This window comes from Xanthobacter sp. NM-59 (assembly GCF_021401125.1).
Classification (GTDB): Bacteria; Pseudomonadota; Alphaproteobacteria; order Rhizobiales; family Xanthobacteraceae; genus Xanthobacter.
In genome coordinates this window covers 262,004-278,190 of sequence record NZ_JACBFQ010000001.1, presented here as the reverse complement: position 1 = coordinate 278,190, position 16,187 = coordinate 262,004, and the positions used below count along the sequence as shown (strand labels likewise).

Sequence of the window (16,187 nt, the reverse complement as noted above, 5' to 3'; positions counted from 1 at the left end):
ATGACCGCGGTCGCGGCCCGGCCCCGGCCGTGACCCTTGAACACATCGCCGGCAGGTGCCACGCCACGACGCCTGCCCGCTTCCTCCTCCTCCGGATGGGTTCTCCATGCTCTCCCGCACCGCTGACAATCTCTACTGGCTCAGCCGATACGTTGAACGCGCAGACTGCCTGGCGCGCATCCTCGATGTGTCGCAGCGGCTCGCCTACACCCCCGTCACCTATGGCGGGTCCACCAATGAATGGGGTTCGGCGGTGCTGACCGCCGGGGTCGCCGACCTGTTCACCGAACGCTACGGGCCGCTTGAGGAGGCCAAGGAAGAGCAGGTGGTCTCCTTCCTGGCCTTCGAGGCGGAAAACCCCTCCTCCATCCGCAATTGCTTCGAGGTGGCCCGCACCAATGCGCGCTCCGTGCGCACGGCGCTCACCTCGGAAATGTGGGAGGTGATCAACACCGCCTGGATCGAGCTGCGCAACTTCCCCAACCGCGCGCTCACCCGCGACGAGCTCTCCCGCTTCCTGGCCTTCGTGAAGGAGACCTCGCTGCGGTTCGATGGCGCGACCTTCCGCACCATGCTGCGCAACGACGCCTATTGGTTCTCCCGCTGCGGCGCCCAGCTGGAGCGCTCGGACAACACGGCCCGCATTCTCGACGTGAAGTACCACGTGCTGCTGCCGGAGAAGGAGCATGTGGGCGGGCCGCTCGATTACTTCCAGTGGGCCTCCATCCTGCGTTCGGTCTCGGCGCTCACGGCGTTCCACTGGGTGTATCGCGACAGCGTGAAGCCCTGGCTGGTCGCGGATCTTCTGATCCTGAACCGGCAGATGCCGCGTTCGCTCGCCGCCTGCTACGACAACCTGGCGCGCAACCTCGACGACATCGCCTCCGCCTATGGCCGCCAGGGACCTTCCCAGCGCCTGGCGCGTTCCATGCTGGCGCGGCTCACCAACCGCAACATCGAGGACATCTTCCAGACCGGCTTGCACGAGTTCATCTCGGGCTTCATCTCCGACAACAACAAGCTGGGCGCGGAGATCAAGGAGCAGTACCTGACCTGATGGATGACGAGGGCGCCCGCGGGCGCCTTCCGCCCACCATTCCGCAAAAGTGTTCTGGGTCCGGCAACTTTCAAGGTCCGATCATGCGTGTCCGCATCCGCCACGAGATCACCCAGCGTTTCGAGCCCGGCAGCCGCAACCTGTCGGTCACCGTGCGCCTCACTCCCCGTTCGCACGAGGGCCAGTTCATCCAGCGCTGGACCCTCGATCTCGACAGCGATTGCCGGCTGCATCCGCAGGAAGATGCCTTCGGCAACATCTGCCACGCTTTCAGCGTGGAAGGCCCCACCGATCATGTGACCGTGGTGGCCGAAGGCGAGGTGGAGACGTTCGACACCACCGGCATCGTGCGCGGCTCGGTGGAGCCCTTTCCGCCGGCGCTCTATATGCGCGAGACGACCCTCACCCACCCTGTCGCGAGCCTGATCGCCTTTGCCGACGCCGCAGTGAAGGGCGTGCCCGAGGATCCGCTGACCCGGCTGCACGCCCTCATGGTCCGCGCGCACGAGACCCTGACGGAGGTCGATCCCACCGGCTCCACCATGCCCCTCTCGGCCGAGGCGGTGCTGGAGGCGAAGTCCGCCTGCGCTGGCGGCATTGCTCATGTGTTCATCGGTGCGGCGCGCCATCTGGGCATTCCGGCGCGCCACATTTCCGGCTATCTGGCCCTGGACGACGAAGGCGCGGCCCGCCACTGGGCGGAGGCCTATGTGCCGAAGATCGGCTGGATCGCGTTTGATCCCGGCCGCAATGTCTGCGCCACCGAGAACTACGTGCGGCTGGCGGTGGGCCTCGACGCGTTCGGCGTCGCCCCCATGCGCAGCACGGGCTTTGAATGCCGCGAGAGCGTCTGCGCGGAGGATGGGCGCACGCCGCCCCGCATGGCCCAGGCCCAAAGCCAGGGTCAGAACTGAAAATCGCGCGGCGGGACGGAACAAAGTGCCGCCATGTGCGGCCTCTGTCATAAAGACACGGTGAACGACCTCCATGATGTGATCTTTCAAGACCACACGGAGGGCGCACGCCGTGTCCAAGCACGTTTCAACCGAGGTCGAGGCGAACGCCCACAGCGCCAGCATGCACGCGCCCACCCCCGCGGCGCAGGCCACCGACACCAGCGCCCAATCCGCCCCGCCCGGCACCCCGCCGGTGAAGATCGAGGTCCGCCACCTCGACTATTATTATGGCGAGCGGCGCGCCCTGCATGACGTTTCGGTTCGATTGTACGCCAACCGCATCACTGCGCTGATCGGCCCCTCGGGCTGCGGCAAGTCCACGCTGCTGCGCGTCTTCAACCGCATGTTCGAGCTTTATTCGGACCAGCGGGTGGAAGGCGAGGTGCTGATGGATGGTCGCAGCATCCTGGCGCCGGAAGTGGATGCCGCCGCCCTGCGCGCCCGCGTCGGCATGGTGTTCCAGCGGCCGACGCCCTTCCCCATGTCCATTTTCGACAACGTGGCCATGGGCATCCGCATCAATGAGGCGCCGCCCGAGGATGAGGTTGCGGCACGGGTGGAGGACGCGCTGCGCCACGCCGCCTTGTGGGACGAGGTGAAGGACCAGCTCAAGGCCAGCGGCCTCAGCCTCTCCGGCGGGCAGCAGCAGCGCCTGTGCATTGCCCGCACCATCGCCGTCCGGCCCGAGGTGATCCTTTTGGACGAGCCCTGCTCTGCGCTCGACCCCATCAGCACCGCCAAGATCGAGGAGACGATGCTGGAGCTGCGCGCCCGCTACACGCTCATCATCGTCACCCACAATCTGCAGCAGGCGGCGCGCATCTCCGACTTCACGGGCTTCATGTATCTCGGCGAAATGGTGGAATTCTCCTCCACGGACCACATGTTCACCCGGCCGAAGGACAAGCGCACGCACAACTACATCACCGGCCGCTTCGGCTGAGGATTGTCCCGCATCCGCGAGGCCATGGCGGCTGCCGCAAGGGCGCCCGCGTAAGCGCGGCCGTGATCCACCCCTGCCCCCTTGACCCATTGGCCCACCCCTGCAATGTCCTTGGCTCAAACAGGAGGAAGCCCACAATGTCCCACGCGCCGGCGTATGACCCCGACAACATCTTCGCCAAGATTCTTCGCGGCGAACTGCCGGCGCAGAAGGTCTATGAGGATGATCGGGCGTTCGCGTTTCTCGATATCATGCCGCGCTGCCCCGGACATACGCTGGTGATTCCCAAGACTCCGGCGCGCAACATCCTGGACATCGATCCCGAAGATCTCGCCCATGTGGCGAAGATCGCGAAGAAGATCGCCATCGCCGGTAAGCAGGCCTTCAAGGCGGATGGCGTTACCGTCCAGCAGTTCAACGAGGAAGCGGGCGGCCAGGTGGTGTTCCACCTCCATGTCCACGTCATTCCCCGCCACCTTGGCGTGCCCATGAAGCCGCCGGCGAGCGAAATGGAGAGGCCCGAGGTGCTGGCCGAGCACGCCGCGCTGCTGCGCGCCGCCCTCGGCCAGTGAGCGGCGCGCGCGCGTCCGCGCTGAGCATCAGGGCTCCCGCGCGGCTTCATCTCGGCTTTCTGGACCTTGGCGGCGCACTCGGCCGCCGCTTCGGCAGCCTGGGCATCACCCTCGACCGGCCGGTGACGGCGGTGACGGTGGCCCGCGCCGATGCCGATAGCGCCACCGGCCCCGATGCCGTCCGCGCGGCACAGGTGCGGGACAGGGTGCGGGCCGCTCTCGGCATCGAGGGGGCCTTTGCCGTCAGCGTCGATTCCGCCCTTCCGCCCCATGGCGGGCTTGGTTCGGGAACACAGCTCGCCATCGCGATCGGTATCGCGGTCGCGCGTCTGGGCGGGCACGATTTGGATGCACGGCAGGCGGCCACGCTGCTCGGGCGCGGGCTGCGGTCCGCCATCGGCATGGAAGCCTTTACCCAGGGCGGCGTCATTCTCGACGGTGGCAAGCCCGTCGGCGCCGCCGGGATCGGTTCCGCGCCTCCCCCTTTGCTCTCCCGCCTGCCCTTCCCAGAGGACTGGCGCATTCTCCTGGCATTCGATTCGAGCCGGGAGGGGCTGAGCGGCGACGCCGAAACCCGCGCGATGGCCGAGCTGCCGCCCTTTCCCGAAACCCTGGCGGCGCATCTGTGCCACCTCATCGTGCTGAAAGCACTGCCGGCGCTGGCGGAGGGCGATGCCATGGCCTTCGGTGCCGTCATCGGCGAATGGCAGCGGGCCTTGGGCGACCATTATGCGGCGGCCCAGGGCGGCGGCCGCTTCTGCAGCCAAGATGTAGCCCAAGCCATTGGTTTCGTTGAAGCACAGGGCGTCCCCGGCGTGGGCCAGAGCTCGTGGGGGCCCACGGGTTTCGCCATTGTGGGCAATGCAGCACAGGCGGAAGATCTGCTGCAGGCCTTGCGCCAGCGCTTTGCATCGTCCAAAAATCTCACGTTTGATTGCGTGGCGGGAAACAATAGCGGCGCCGAAATCCGGGCGCTCGGGGCAAGCCTCGCCTGACCGCCGCCACCAACTTCGCGACCGGGCGCAAAGCCGGGTCTTGGACCAGGTCGAAACCGCCCCAGGCTACGGCTGTGCCGAACAAGCGGGCGGGCTCACAAACAGGCAGGCCGACTAGCCATGGATCTTGCTCTCATCGCCCTTTCCGCGCGCCCGCTCGCCGCCGCCGCCGCGCGGGCCGGGTTCGCCGCCCTGGCGCTGGATCTGTTCGCGGATCTCGACACCTGCGCCCATTCCGCGCGCTGCGTGCGCGTGCACAAGCGCAATGGATATGCCTTCGACGGGGACGACCTGATCCAGGCCCTCACCAGCCTTTCCCCCGCCGGCCTGCCGGTGATCCTCGGAAGCGGGCTGGAGGATGATCCGGACCTCATGGCCCGCATCGCGGTGCGCAATCCCATCCTCGGTAATTCGCCGGAAACCGTGCGGGTTCTGAAGGATCCGCTCGCCCTTGCCGGCATTTGCAGCCATCTCGGCGTGCCCTTCCCGGAAGTGACCATCGAGGCCCCGGTTCCGGGCGCGTTCGGCGGTGCGCCCATTCTGGTGAAGAAGATCGGCGGTGCCGGCGGGGGCCACATCCGCCGCCGCGCGCCCGGGGACCTCTCCGCCCCCGCCGCCGGTGACTACCTCCAGCGGGAGGTGAAGGGGGAGCCTTATTCCCTGCTGCTGCTAGCCAATGGCCACAAGGCCGTGGTGGTGGGCGCCTCGCAGCAGTGGCGCGACGATGATTGCGAGCATCCGTTCCGCTATGGCGGTGTCGTCGGCCCCGTCGCCCTGCCGGCGGCCCACGCCGAGGCTATGCGTGAGGGCGCCACGCGCTTGGCCCTTGCCTGTGGGCTGGTGGGCCTGATCTCCATGGACTTCGTGGTGGGCGAGGATGGCTGGTTCCTGGTGGAAGTGAACCCCCGCCTGGGCGCGACCCTCGACATTTTCGATGTGGACCCGCTGCCGCCTTTGCTGGGCCTGCATCTGGCGGCCTGTGGCGGCCGCGTGCCGGCGAGCATCCCGGCCCCCGCCGAGGTTCATGCGAGCCAGGTGCTGTACGCAGAGACGGACCTTCTGGTGCCCAACTGCGCGCTCCCGCAATATGTGGCCGACCGGCCGGCAGCCGGCGCCGCCATTCCGCGCGGCGCACCGGTATGCACCGTGCGCGCCAGCGGACCCACCGCCGAGATCGTGCGGGCCCGCCTTGACGTACTGGTGGCCGAAGTCCGCGCCGAACTCGGCTTCGCTTCCCTGGCCGAGCCGGCGGCCTGACACCCCGAGCTGAGCACGCCCATGCCTGAGCGCGAGATGCCTGAGCGCGAGAGGGCCGAGCACGCCGCCGCCTGCTTCCTGGCGGCGTGCCGAGCGGAGCTGCAGGCGCTCAAGCCCGGCAACGTGCATGTGTTTGCACCCGGACACGGCATGGAAGTGCGTCACTTCGAGCAGGCGGCGCAAGCCGCCGCAGACGTGATCGCGCGGCCGGGCATCCAGGTGGGTGTTCGCATTCGGCGCGCGGTGGACGCCTCGCTGGCCGTGGCCGGGTGCAACACCAATCTGGGCATCATCCTGCTTGCGGCGCCGCTCATCGCGGCGGCGCTGGCTCCGGAGCCGGGTAGCCTGCGCGCCCGTTTGGCGCAGGTGCTGGCGGGCCTGACCCTCGACGATGCAGAGAATGCGTTTCGCGCCATCGCCACGGCCAAGCCCGGCGGCTTGGGGGATGCTGCCGAGGGCGACGTGCATGCCCCAGCGCCATCGGATCTGCGCACGGCCATGAGCCTTGCGGCGCATCGCGACAGCATCGCCCGCCAGTATGCCACCGATTTCGCCGACGTCTTCGCCATTGGCATGCCGGAGCTGGAAGCGGAGCCCTGCGCGCCCTACGGCGTGGAGAATGCCTATCTCGCTTTGCTGTGCGCCTTTCCAGACAGCCACATTGCCCGCAAGTTCGGCAACCAGACCGCGGAAACGGTGCGCGAGGAGGCCCAGCAGCTCCGCCAGGCCGTGGCCGGGGCCGATGAATCGCAGCGGCATGCCCTACTGGCGGAGTTCGATGCCAGCCTGAAGGAGCGGGGCATTAATCCCGGCACCACCGCCGACCTCACCGTCGCCAGCATCCTCGCCGCCCTGCTCGCGGCCTAAGGGCCAGCACGGAGGCGCTTTCGAGCGGAGCCGCAGCGACCCGCAGGGTGAAAACCTGCCACCGCGCCGTGTGCGCGTGCGCCGTGTGGGAGCATTCCCCGCGCCGTGGAACGGGGAATGCTCAAGGCCACCTGCCTGCCATCAAGCCCAGGGTCAGAACTTCACCGACAGCACGCCACGGCCCGCATTGGAGGTGACGCCGTCGCCGAAATTGCCGTCATAAGCGAGCCCCAGCGTCACGCCATTGACAAGGCCGAGGTCCAGCCCACCCGTGACCACCACGCTGTCCGTCGCCACCGGCACGCCTTCCACCAGGAAGGAAGTGCCCAGGCCGATGAAGGTCAGGCTCTCGGTTGGCGTGACATCGCCGAAGGCATGACGCCAGCCGGCGGAGGCATAGGGGGTGAGGCGCATGCCCTCTTGAAGGGTGAAGCTGCCCGCCGCGCGCAGACCCAGGGTGGAATAGGGCGTGCTCATGGTGGCGCCATCCGAGCGCAGGCCGGACACCGGCGCCCCGGTCTCCGAGAAGCTGCCGAAATCCGCATAGCTCCAGGCCATGCCGGCAAACGGCTCCAGCGCGACCGGCCCCATGGTCAACGTGTAGCCCACCTCGCCGAACAGGTTGGCGGACGTCGCGCCGTAATCCGCCTGCGGTCGCTCCCCGGTCAGGGCCACGAAACGGGAGGTGGACAGGCTGCTCCAGCCGATATCCGCACCCGCGCGCAGCTTCCAGGCGTCGAAGCTGGCGCCCGCATAGCCGGCCACGCGCGCCGTATCGGCATCGGACGAGGCATTGGCCACATCCGTGGAGCTCGACGAATAGCCCACCGCGAAGCCGTAGGTGAGGTGACCATCGGTGGCATCCAGACCCACCAGCGCACCGCCGGCCTTGGTGGTCACATCCTGCGCGCCGGCGTTGGAATCCACCCACTGGCCATAGCCCTGCGCCCAGGCGGTGAGCACCGGGCCCGAGGCTTGCGCCTTCGTTGGCATCGCCTTGAACGGCCCGGCCTCAACTTGGCGCGGCTCAGCGTAGGCACTCGCCGGCCCGCCGAAGCCCAGCGCGGCCTGCGCGCCCGAGCTGCCCGCATAGCCCGCCTGACGCAGGCGGCCCAGCAGGGTGTCGTTGACCAGCGTGTTCTCGCTGAAGATCGCCGCGCCCTGAAGGGTCGCGTGGATTCCGCCGGAAAGTTCGGTGAGCGCGGTGCGCACGGTGCCGGCGGAAGTCTGCTGCAGCATCAGATCATAGAGCGCCCCGAAACCCGGAGTAGCTCCGGCGCCGTAGAGATCCAGCGCATTGGCCACCGCCAGCTCGTTCGCCCCCACCGCATAGGCCGAGAACTGCGTGCCGTTGCGATCGAGGCTGAGGATGATGGCATTGGCGTCCGCGCTGAGGTGCGGGGTGAGGAAAAGATAGCCCGCCGTTTCGCTCACGCTGCCGAAATTGCCGGTCACGCCGCCGGTGGCGATCAGAATGGCGTAGTCGGTGCCCCACTCCAGATGTCCGGTCTGGGTGTTGAGCACCACCTGCGCTCCACTGTCGACGCTGGCTGCGCCGCCGGCCGCGATCAGGTCCACCGTCCCGGCCGCCGAGGTCTGCAGCTGGTAGGCGGAACCCGCCTCGAAGGTGACGTTCCCCGCCACAGCCAGGGTGCCCGGAGCCCCGGTGCTGCCGGGCGCGACGAGGCCCCCCGCCCCGACGCTCAGGGAGCCGATGGCGCCGGTGCCCAGCAGGCTGCCCGCGAGCCCGCTCGCCGTGTCGCCGGCAACGCGGACCGAGGCGCCGGACAAGTCGGCACCGGCCAGGCGCAAGGTGGCGCCGACAACGTCCGCCGAACCGGCAAAATCTGTGGCTCCGGAGACCAGCCAGTTTGAGCCGATGGAAAGGCTCAGCCGCTCGAAGCCCTGATAGGTGGCGCCATCGCCCAGCAGGGAGAGATCGAAGGCGCCGTCCACCTCGCCGAGCCGCAGGGTGTCGGTGCCGCCTTCGGCCCGCACCGCGCCGACCACCTGGGAGCCCGCCTCATAGACGAACTGGTCGTCCCCATCCCCCATCGCCACGGCATAGGTGGTACCGGAGATGGTGCCGTAATTGATGATGGTGTTGCCGAAGGTGCCCGCGGTGTTGACAATGCGGATGCCGAACCCATCCTCGCCGCGAATGGTGCCGTAATTGACCACCGAAAGGGCGCTGAAGACGTCGCCATTATTGCTGTCGTCAGCCAGGATGCCGTTATTGGCGCCGGAGATGAGGGCGCTCGTCACCTCAGCATCGCCATTCAGGATCGCGCCGCCGCCGATGGCGATGCCCTCGCTGGTGCTGGGCTTCAGCTCGCCTGGCTTGGTGCCCTTGGAGCCGAGACCGGAGATGGTGCCGTAATTGACGATGGTGCCGGCCTGGTCGAAATCCACGCCGTCGCCATCGCCGAAGCTGGCGGCCGGATCAAAGGTGCCGGTGATCGTTCCGTGATTGACCACGACGCCGCTGCCGTTCGAGTTCACGCCCGAGCCGTTGCGGCCCTCGATGGTGCCGTAATTGCGCACATCGAGAAAGTCCTCGGGGCCGGACGCCTTGATGCCATGATAGGCGCCGGAGATGAGGCCGCCGGCCATGTTGGTGATGGTGGCGCTCATGCCGCCGGCCATCCCCTCGCCATCGATCTTGATGCCGGAATTGTTCTGGGTATCGGCAGTACCGGCCGCGTAATTGGAGATGATGCGCCCGTAATTGGTCACATCCATGCCGCTGGCGCCCTGGATGGCGTCATCATCGGCGGCCGTAATCAGGCCCGTCTCGGAATTGTTGATGGTGATGATGGCGTTCTGCGAGGCGATGCCACCAAGGTCGATCGCCTGGCCATCCACGGTGGAGCGGATGGTCCCCGAATTGGAAATGGAGATGAGGGGCGACGCGGTGCTGGCACCATCGGATGAAAGCTTAATGGCGTCGTCCGTGCCGGAAATGACACCACCTTCCTCATTGGCGATGGTCAGGGCCAGCAGGGTCTCGAAATTGGCGGGCGTATCCATCTTGATGGCGCGCTTGCCGCTGGCCGTGGTCTCCAGGGTCCCCGAATTGGAGATCACCACCACCCCGCCGCCAAGGCGCACCGCATCGCTGCCCTGGGATCGGATGGTGCCGCTGTTGGAGACGAAGACGACCGCGCCGTCGCTATCCGCCTTGTCGAAATCCAGGGCCTGCCCCTCCGCCGAGGAGATGACGCCGCCATTGATGACTTCCAGGAAGCCCCCGTCGAAGGTGCCCTTGATGCGCAAGGCATCGTCGGTGCTGGCCACGGTTCCCGTATTGGTCAGCGTGAAAAAGCCGCTGACATCGGAAGCCGTGTCGATGCCGCGGTCCGTGGAGGTGATGACCCCCGCATTCTGGATATCGACGCCGGTCCCGGTCGCCGGCGCGCTCCAGGTGATGGCGGCATCGGAGCCCCCATCCAGGGTTGCCCCGGCCGCGATGGTGCCCGTATCGGTACCCGAGACGCTCTGCGGACCAGACGCCGGCGGAACGGTGAACGAGCCGGCCAGGGCGGCATTCCCCAACCCCGCGCACACCAAGGCAAGAACGAGCGAGCTGGCGGAGGAGCGCAGAAGATACATTGGCCTGAGGTCCTGGCGGTAAGGGAAGGAGTAGGCCCTTCGTAGGGGCTCCCCTGCGACACTACCATGACACAGCAGGCGGCGTCGTGCGCGGTGCCGCCTTTTGGCCCCAATCGCGGCATTTGCGCCACCGATTCACGGGTGCCACGTTCACTCGATGGGAAAATCGAAGTAGGTGTCGGGAAATGGCTCGTTCGCCAAAGTGAAGTGCCACCACTCCTGCTCTATGGGCTTGAAGCGGTGCGTCTCCATGAGTGTGGCCAGCAATTGCCGATTCGCCTTCTGCTCCGCGCTCACCTCCTTCGAGGCCGGCCAGGACCGCGCGCTGAAGAGATCGAACGGCGTGCCCATGTCGAGCTCAGCGCCGGTGGCGGCGTTCACCAGGGTGAGATCCAGGGTGGAGCCCCGCGAGTGCCCGGAGCGTTCGGCGATATAGCCGAGCGCGAACAATTGGGATTTGTCCACGTCCGGGTAATAGACCGCCTTCGTGCGGGTGTCGGAAAGATCGGCCGCCCAGCGGGCGAAGTGGGCCACGGCGCGCGCTGGCCGGTAGCAATCGAACAGCTTCAGCTTCAAGCCCTTGGCGTGGGCATCCCGCGCCACGCCGGCCAGCGCCTGGGCCGCCGGCCTCGTCAGCAGGCAGCGCGCGGCGCCATAGCCATCAACAGGCGCACCCACGAAATTCTGCGTGCCCGCATAGCGCACATCGAGAACCACGTCGGGCACGATTTGCGTCACGTCCACGAACAGGTCCGGACGTTCCGCCCGGACCTCGGTGGCCAGGCTGAGGCCGGCGATGCCGAGGGCGATCGCGGCGGGTTTCACGAACTTGTCCATCAGGCGGCGGGGCATTCCATCATCCAAAGCAGCGTTTGAATGTAGCGTGCTCCCGCGTCGCAGCAAAGGGAAGGCCGCCGGTGCTCCCGGCGGCCGAACTCCCACCCAGGCTTCAGGAGAAGAAGCTGGTAATGGTCTGCCAGATGCTCTTGCGTGGCGCCGCGGCGAGATCGGCCGCGGCGGGCTTGGCATCGGGGCTCGCAACCTCGGGGCCCGACAGGGACTTTTCAACCGCCGCAGGGGTGATGACCGTTGAGAAGGCCGAAATCTTGGCCAGGGTGACCGGGCCGGCCATGCCGTCCGCATCCAGCCCATTCTTCGCCTGGAATTCGCGCAGCGCCTTTTCCGTCCCGGCGCCGAACACGCCGTCAGCGCCCACGCCCAGAGCGGCCTGCAGCTTCTTCACCGCCTCGCCACGGCTGCCGGTGGCCAGCAGGATGAGCTCGGGCAGCTCCAGGGTCAGGAAGGTGTCCGGGCCCGCCACGCCGTCGACGGCAAGGCCATGGGCCTTCTGGTAGGCCTTCAGGGCCTCCTCGGTCGCCGGGCCGAACTGACCGTCAGCAACCACCCCCAGCTTGGTCTGCAGAATTTTGACCGGCTCTCCAGCCAGTCCGCGCTTCAGCACTGCCATGGTCGCTCCTCCGATGCGATCGGTGCCCGGGATTTTCGGGCCTGCGGAAAGTCCCCAACTGCCTATAACAGAATACCACGGCAGAGGTACATGCGCTCCGACATAAGAAAAATGCCGGGCCCAGTTACGGACCCGGCAAGTATCGCCGCTAAGCGGCGAACCTTCCAGAGGGGAACAGCTGAAGCATCAGTCATGATGCGATCAGCGCATGTGCAAACTGCACGCTCTTTAGGCATAAATCAATGGCAATTGACTGCATGTCAGGCATGCGCCGCACGCGGGCCTATTCCCACCAGCCCTGCGTAAAACGTCACACGAACGATAAACTTCAGTAATTCCAACGCTGTGCCTTGGAGATCAGGAAGTCACGGAAGACCTGGATGCGGGCCACCGAGCGCATTTCCTGCGCATAGGTAAAATAGGCCTCCAGCTTCGGCGTCTCCCGATCCGTGAACAGCTGAACGAGAGAGGTGGCGTCATCGGTCAGATAGTCCGGCAGGGTACCGATGCCGACGCCGCGCTCCACCGCCCGCTTCAGGCCCAGCACACTGTTCACCTCGAAGGCGGGGATGCGCGGCACAGTTCCATCCCGCCCGGCATGCTCAAGCCAATTGAGGCCCTGGAAATAGGAGGGAATCGGCCCACCGAGCAGCAGGATGCGATGGCGGTCCAGCTCGTCCAGAGTGCGCGGCTGCCCATGCCGCTTCAGGTAATCCACCGAGGCATAGGCGTGAAAATGCACGGTGAAGAGCTTGCGCTGCACCAGATCCGGCTGCACCGGCTGGCGCATGCGAATGGCCACGTCCGCCTCACGCATGGCAAGGTCCAGCTCTTCATCGGTCAGAATGAGCTGAATGCGGATATCCGGGAACAGCTCCACGAACTCGCCCACCCGCGCGGTGAGCCAGTGGGTGCCCAGCCCAACCGTGGTGGTCACCCGCAATTCCCCATTGGGCTTCTCGCGGCTGTCGGACAGCTGGGCCCGGGCCGATTCCAGCTTCAGGAACACCTCATGCGCGGTGCGGTAGAGCAGCTCGCCCTGCTCCGTGAGAATGAGGCCGCGGGCATGGCGGTGAAACAGGGGCACCTTCAGCTCGGCTTCCAGTGCTGACACCTGCCGGCTGACCGCCGATTGCGACAGCCCCAGCGTCTCCCCGGCATGGGTAAAGGAGCCCGCTTCAGCAGCGACGTGGAAGACCTTCAGCTTGTCCCAGTCCATTGGGGCCCCGGCATGTGCGGCATCCGGCGGAATGCGGGATGCGTCGAGTGCGATGGTTTGAAATGGAAAGGGCGCCGCACGGCTGCGGCGCCCAAACACCTATTCGGCGGCTTCGGCCATGGCTTGCGCCAGGAAGCGCTCGGCCTCCAGCGCCGCCATGCAGCCCCGGCCGGCGGCGGTCACCGCCTGGCGGTAGACATCGTCCGCCACGTCGCCGGGCGCGAATACGCCGGGCACCGAGGTGGCGGTGGAATCCGGCGCGGTCCAGACATAGCCCGAGGGCTTCAGCTTGAGCTGATCCTTCACCAGCTCGGTCGCCGGCGCGTGGCCGATGGCCACGAACAGGCCGTCGGCCTTGAGTTGGCGGGTCTCGCCAGTCCGCGTGTCACGCAGCGTGACGCCGGTCACGTGGGTGGGCTCGTCGGCGCCCAGCACCTCCGTCACCTCCGCGTTCCACACCACGTCCACCTTCGGGTTGGCGAACAAGCGATCCTGCAGGATCCGCTCGGCGCGGAAGCCCTCGCGCCGGTGGACCACAGTGACCTTAGCCGCGAAATTGGTGAGGAAGAGCGCTTCTTCCACGGCGGTATTGCCGCCGCCCGCCACGATGACGTCCTTGCCACGATAGAAGAAACCGTCACAGGTGGCGCAGGCGGAAACGCCGAATCCGCGATAGGTGTTCTCGCTCTCCAGCCCCAGCCAGCGCGCCTGGGCGCCGGTGGCGAGAATGACCGTGTCCGCCGTGTAGGCCACGCCCGACTCGGTGACGAGCCGGAACGGGCGCTGGGACAGATCGAGGCTGGCCACGTGGTCAGCCACCAGCGTGGTTCCCACATTCTCCGCCTGGGCGCGCATCTGCTCCATCAGCCAGGGCCCCTGCACCGGCTCGGCGAAGCCCGGATAATTCTCCACCTCAGTGGTGATGGTGAGCTGCCCACCGGGCTGGATGCCCTCGAACAGGATGGGCTGGAGCATGGCACGGGCGGCATAGATGGCCGCGGTGAAGCCCGCCGGCCCGGAGCCAATGATCACGACTTTGGTATGCTGGACACTCATAACGTCCTCGACGCGCTCGGCCCCTCGGGGCGAACACGCTGCGGGTGGCGCAGGCGGGGGATCCCCGGCCATGCCCCAGCGCAGCGTAAGCTATGCGCAAATGTAGGGGCTCCACCGCATCGCCACAAGGCATCGCCGCGGTGCCCGCGCCCATCTTTCGAGTCCATTGTGCACTGGATCTGTGGCGAAAGATTATTTCGTTGCGTTGCCGCAATCGCGCACTAAGGTGCCGGTGCGCCGGACATCGGCGACCTGCCCACCGGGAGCACGCCTTGACCGTTCGCCTTGATGCTGTCGATTGGAAGATCCTCGACGAGCTCCAGCGCGACGGGCGCATGACGAATGTGGAGCTTTCCCGCCGGGTCGGCATCTCCGCCCCACCCTGCCTGCGCCGCGTGCGGGCGCTGGAGGATGATGGCATCATCCAGGGCTACCGGGCACTGCTCGACGAAAAGCGCCTCGGCTACGACCTGATGGCCTTCGCCATGGTCCACCTCATCAGCCAAGCGGAAACCGACCTCGCCGCCTTCCAGGAACGCATTGACCAGTGGCCGCTGGTGCGCACGGCCTGGATGCTCTCGGGCGATGTGGACTTCATGATGCTGTGCGTGGCGCCGGACCTGCGCACCTTCCAGAACTTCGTGCTGGAGATCACCGCCACCCCGAATGTGCGCAATGTGAAGACTGCGCTCACCCTGAAGCAGGTGAAGAACGCCCCCGCGGTGCCGCTGGAAGCCGGCCTGCCGCGCCTTTGAGCCCGGGTGCATTTTCCGCGACCCAGAAGCGGTGAACGACTCCAACCTCTTGAGTGCCTGCAGCGCTCGCGCGAAGCGGAATCCGCTCCGCCCGAACATGGCCTAACGCTCCCCCCGCTCGGCGCGCAACCGCGCCCAATAGTCCATGCGCTTCCGGATCTCGCGCTCGAAGCCACGCTCCACCGGGTGGTAGAAGCTCTGGCGGCCCAGCGCCTCGGGGAAGTAATTCTGCCCTGAAAAGGCATCCGGCTCGTCGTGGTCGTAGCGATAGCCCTGGCCGTAGCCTTCCTTTTTCATCAGCTTCGTCGGCGCATTCAGAATATGCTTGGGCGGCGTAAGCGACCCCGCCTCCTTTGCCAGACGCTGGGCCACCTTGAAGGCCATATAGACCGCGTTGGACTTGGGCGCCGTAGCCACGTAGACGACCGCCTGGGCCAAGGCCAGCTCGCCTTCCGGGGAGCCCAGGAAATCGAAGGCATCCTTCGCCGCGCTGGCCACCACCAGAGCCTGCGGATCGGCATTGCCAACATCCTCGATGGCCATGCGCACGATGCGCCGCGCCAGGAAGAGCGGGCTTTCCCCCGCATCCAGCATCCGCGCCAGATAATAAAGCGCAGCGTCGGGGTCGGAACCGCGCACGGATTTGTGCAGCGCGGAAATCAGGTTGTAGTGGCCATCCTCGCTCTTGTCGTAGATGGGCGCGCGGCGCTGCACCACATCCGCAAGGCCGGCCACGTCGAACACCTCGCCGGGCCGCGCGGCGCGCCACACTTCTTCCGTCAAGGTCAGCGACGCGCGGCCGTCACCATCGGCCATGTTCACCAGCGCCAGGCGGGCCTCCGCCGTCAGCGGCAAGGGCTTGTTCTCGATCTCCTCCGCCCGCGCCAACAGGCGGCCGATGGCATCGGCGTCCAGAGCACGAAACACCAGCACCCGCGCCCGCGACAGCAGCGCCGCATTCAGCTCGAACGATGGGTTTTCCGTGGTGGCGCCCACCAGGGTGACGGTGCCATCCTCCATCACCGGCAAGAAGCTGTCTTGCTGCGCGCGGTTGAAGCGATGGATCTCATCCACGAACAGCAGCGTGGATTGCCCCACCCTCCGCCGCGCCCGTGCCTGCTCGAACACCTTCTTCAGGTCCGCGACACCGGAAAAGATGGCGGAGATCTGCTCGAAGTGAAGGTCCGTGGCCGATGCCAAAAGCCGGGCCACGGTGGTCTTGCCCGTGCCCGGCGGCCCCCAAAGGATGAGGGAGCCCAGCGAGCGGCCCTCCAGCATGCGCGTGAGCACCCCATCCGGGCCCACCAGATGGTCCTGGCCCACCACCTCCGCCAGAGTCGTCGGCCGCAGCCGATCCGCCAGGGGGCGAGAGCCGCCCTCCCCCGCGCCGGCAGGCACGCCCGCCGCTTCGAACAGGTCGCTCATTTCAC

Annotated in this window: 14 protein-coding genes; 8 read left to right on the top strand and 6 right to left on the bottom strand. The window is 66.9% G+C overall.

What is annotated here, in order from left to right:
• Positions 1-106 precede the first annotated feature (106 nt).
• The 7 genes from L0966_RS01350 (at position 107) to L0966_RS01320 (ending at position 6,647) form a co-directional block, all read left to right on the top strand.
• Positions 107-1,057, top strand: coding sequence for an alpha-E domain-containing protein (locus L0966_RS01350; protein WP_234050049.1), 951 nt, complete (start codon positions 107-109; stop codon positions 1,055-1,057).
• An 83-nt stretch (positions 1,058-1,140) separates the two neighbouring features.
• Entirely contained in the window at positions 1,141-1,971 is an 831-nt protein-coding gene (locus L0966_RS01345) for a transglutaminase family protein (RefSeq protein ID WP_234050048.1), read from the top strand.
• Between the two features lie 163 nt (positions 1,972-2,134).
• Entirely contained in the window at positions 2,135-2,956 is an 822-nt protein-coding gene (pstB, locus tag L0966_RS01340) for a phosphate ABC transporter ATP-binding protein PstB (RefSeq protein WP_255683915.1), read from the top strand.
• Between the two features lie 137 nt (positions 2,957-3,093).
• The gene (locus tag L0966_RS01335) at positions 3,094-3,528 is read left to right on the top strand and encodes an HIT family protein (protein WP_234050046.1); all 435 of its coding nucleotides are present in this window, start codon (positions 3,094-3,096) and stop codon (positions 3,526-3,528) included.
• Positions 3,525-4,523: a beta-ribofuranosylaminobenzene 5'-phosphate synthase family protein gene (locus L0966_RS01330; RefSeq protein ID WP_234050045.1), complete on the top strand. Its 999-nt coding sequence runs from the start codon at positions 3,525-3,527 to the stop codon at positions 4,521-4,523. The genes L0966_RS01335 and L0966_RS01330 overlap by 4 nt, the downstream gene beginning before the upstream one ends.
• Before the next feature lie 120 nt (positions 4,524-4,643).
• On the top strand, positions 4,644-5,780 hold the full coding sequence (locus tag L0966_RS01325) for an ATP-grasp domain-containing protein (RefSeq protein WP_234050044.1): 1,137 nt from the start codon (positions 4,644-4,646) through the stop codon (positions 5,778-5,780).
• A 21-nt stretch (positions 5,781-5,801) separates the two neighbouring features.
• Positions 5,802-6,647, top strand: coding sequence for a triphosphoribosyl-dephospho-CoA synthase (locus L0966_RS01320; RefSeq protein WP_234050043.1), 846 nt, complete (start codon positions 5,802-5,804; stop codon positions 6,645-6,647).
• Between the two features lie 153 nt (positions 6,648-6,800).
• On the opposite strand, the gene L0966_RS01315 is transcribed toward L0966_RS01320, so the two are convergent.
• The 5 genes from L0966_RS01315 to trxB form a co-directional block, all read right to left on the bottom strand.
• Positions 6,801-10,259: an autotransporter domain-containing protein gene (locus L0966_RS01315; protein WP_234050042.1), complete on the bottom strand. Its 3,459-nt coding sequence runs from the start codon at positions 10,257-10,259 to the stop codon at positions 6,801-6,803.
• Between the two features lie 150 nt (positions 10,260-10,409).
• Positions 10,410-11,111: a M15 family metallopeptidase gene (locus tag L0966_RS01310; protein ID WP_234050041.1), complete on the bottom strand. Its 702-nt coding sequence runs from the start codon at positions 11,109-11,111 to the stop codon at positions 10,410-10,412.
• Between the two features lie 97 nt (positions 11,112-11,208).
• Positions 11,209-11,727 carry a peptidoglycan-binding protein gene (locus L0966_RS01305; protein ID WP_234050040.1) on the bottom strand — a complete coding sequence of 173 codons (519 nt, stop codon included), beginning with the start codon at positions 11,725-11,727 and terminating at the stop codon, positions 11,209-11,211.
• Between the two features lie 328 nt (positions 11,728-12,055).
• A complete protein-coding gene (locus L0966_RS01300; RefSeq protein WP_234050039.1) occupies positions 12,056-12,946 on the bottom strand; it encodes a LysR family transcriptional regulator in 891 nt (296 codons plus the stop codon).
• 99 nt (positions 12,947-13,045) lie between these two features.
• Positions 13,046-14,002, bottom strand: coding sequence for a thioredoxin-disulfide reductase (trxB, locus tag L0966_RS01295; protein WP_234050038.1), 957 nt, complete (start codon positions 14,000-14,002; stop codon positions 13,046-13,048).
• Between the two features lie 272 nt (positions 14,003-14,274).
• On the opposite strand from trxB, the gene L0966_RS01290 reads away from it, so the two are divergent.
• Positions 14,275-14,757 carry an Lrp/AsnC family transcriptional regulator gene (locus tag L0966_RS01290; protein ID WP_234050037.1) on the top strand — a complete coding sequence of 161 codons (483 nt, stop codon included), beginning with the start codon at positions 14,275-14,277 and terminating at the stop codon, positions 14,755-14,757.
• Between the two features lie 102 nt (positions 14,758-14,859).
• On the opposite strand, the gene L0966_RS01285 is transcribed toward L0966_RS01290, so the two are convergent.
• Positions 14,860-16,182 carry a replication-associated recombination protein A gene (locus L0966_RS01285; protein ID WP_234050036.1) on the bottom strand — a complete coding sequence of 441 codons (1,323 nt, stop codon included), beginning with the start codon at positions 16,180-16,182 and terminating at the stop codon, positions 14,860-14,862.
• Positions 16,183-16,187: the final 5 nt, after the last annotated feature.

Coding starts and splice junctions, on each gene's coding strand:
- L0966_RS01335 (WP_234050046.1), top strand. CDS start 3,094: ATGTCCCACGCGCCGGCGTATGACCCCGACAACATCTTCGCCAAGATT.
- L0966_RS01325 (WP_234050044.1), top strand. CDS start 4,644: ATGGATCTTGCTCTCATCGCCCTTTCCGCGCGCCCGCTCGCCGCCGCC.
- pstB (WP_255683915.1), top strand. CDS start 2,135: ATGCACGCGCCCACCCCCGCGGCGCAGGCCACCGACACCAGCGCCCAA.
- L0966_RS01320 (WP_234050043.1), top strand. CDS start 5,802: ATGCCTGAGCGCGAGATGCCTGAGCGCGAGAGGGCCGAGCACGCCGCC.
- L0966_RS01300 (WP_234050039.1), bottom strand. CDS start 12,946: ATGGACTGGGACAAGCTGAAGGTCTTCCACGTCGCTGCTGAAGCGGGC.
- L0966_RS01310 (WP_234050041.1), bottom strand. CDS start 11,111: ATGCCCCGCCGCCTGATGGACAAGTTCGTGAAACCCGCCGCGATCGCC.
- L0966_RS01315 (WP_234050042.1), bottom strand. CDS start 10,259: ATGTATCTTCTGCGCTCCTCCGCCAGCTCGCTCGTTCTTGCCTTGGTG.
- L0966_RS01350 (WP_234050049.1), top strand. CDS start 107: ATGCTCTCCCGCACCGCTGACAATCTCTACTGGCTCAGCCGATACGTT.
- L0966_RS01285 (WP_234050036.1), bottom strand. CDS start 16,182: ATGAGCGACCTGTTCGAAGCGGCGGGCGTGCCTGCCGGCGCGGGGGAG.
- L0966_RS01345 (WP_234050048.1), top strand. CDS start 1,141: ATGCGTGTCCGCATCCGCCACGAGATCACCCAGCGTTTCGAGCCCGGC.
- trxB (WP_234050038.1), bottom strand. CDS start 14,002: ATGAGTGTCCAGCATACCAAAGTCGTGATCATTGGCTCCGGGCCGGCG.
- L0966_RS01305 (WP_234050040.1), bottom strand. CDS start 11,727: ATGGCAGTGCTGAAGCGCGGACTGGCTGGAGAGCCGGTCAAAATTCTG.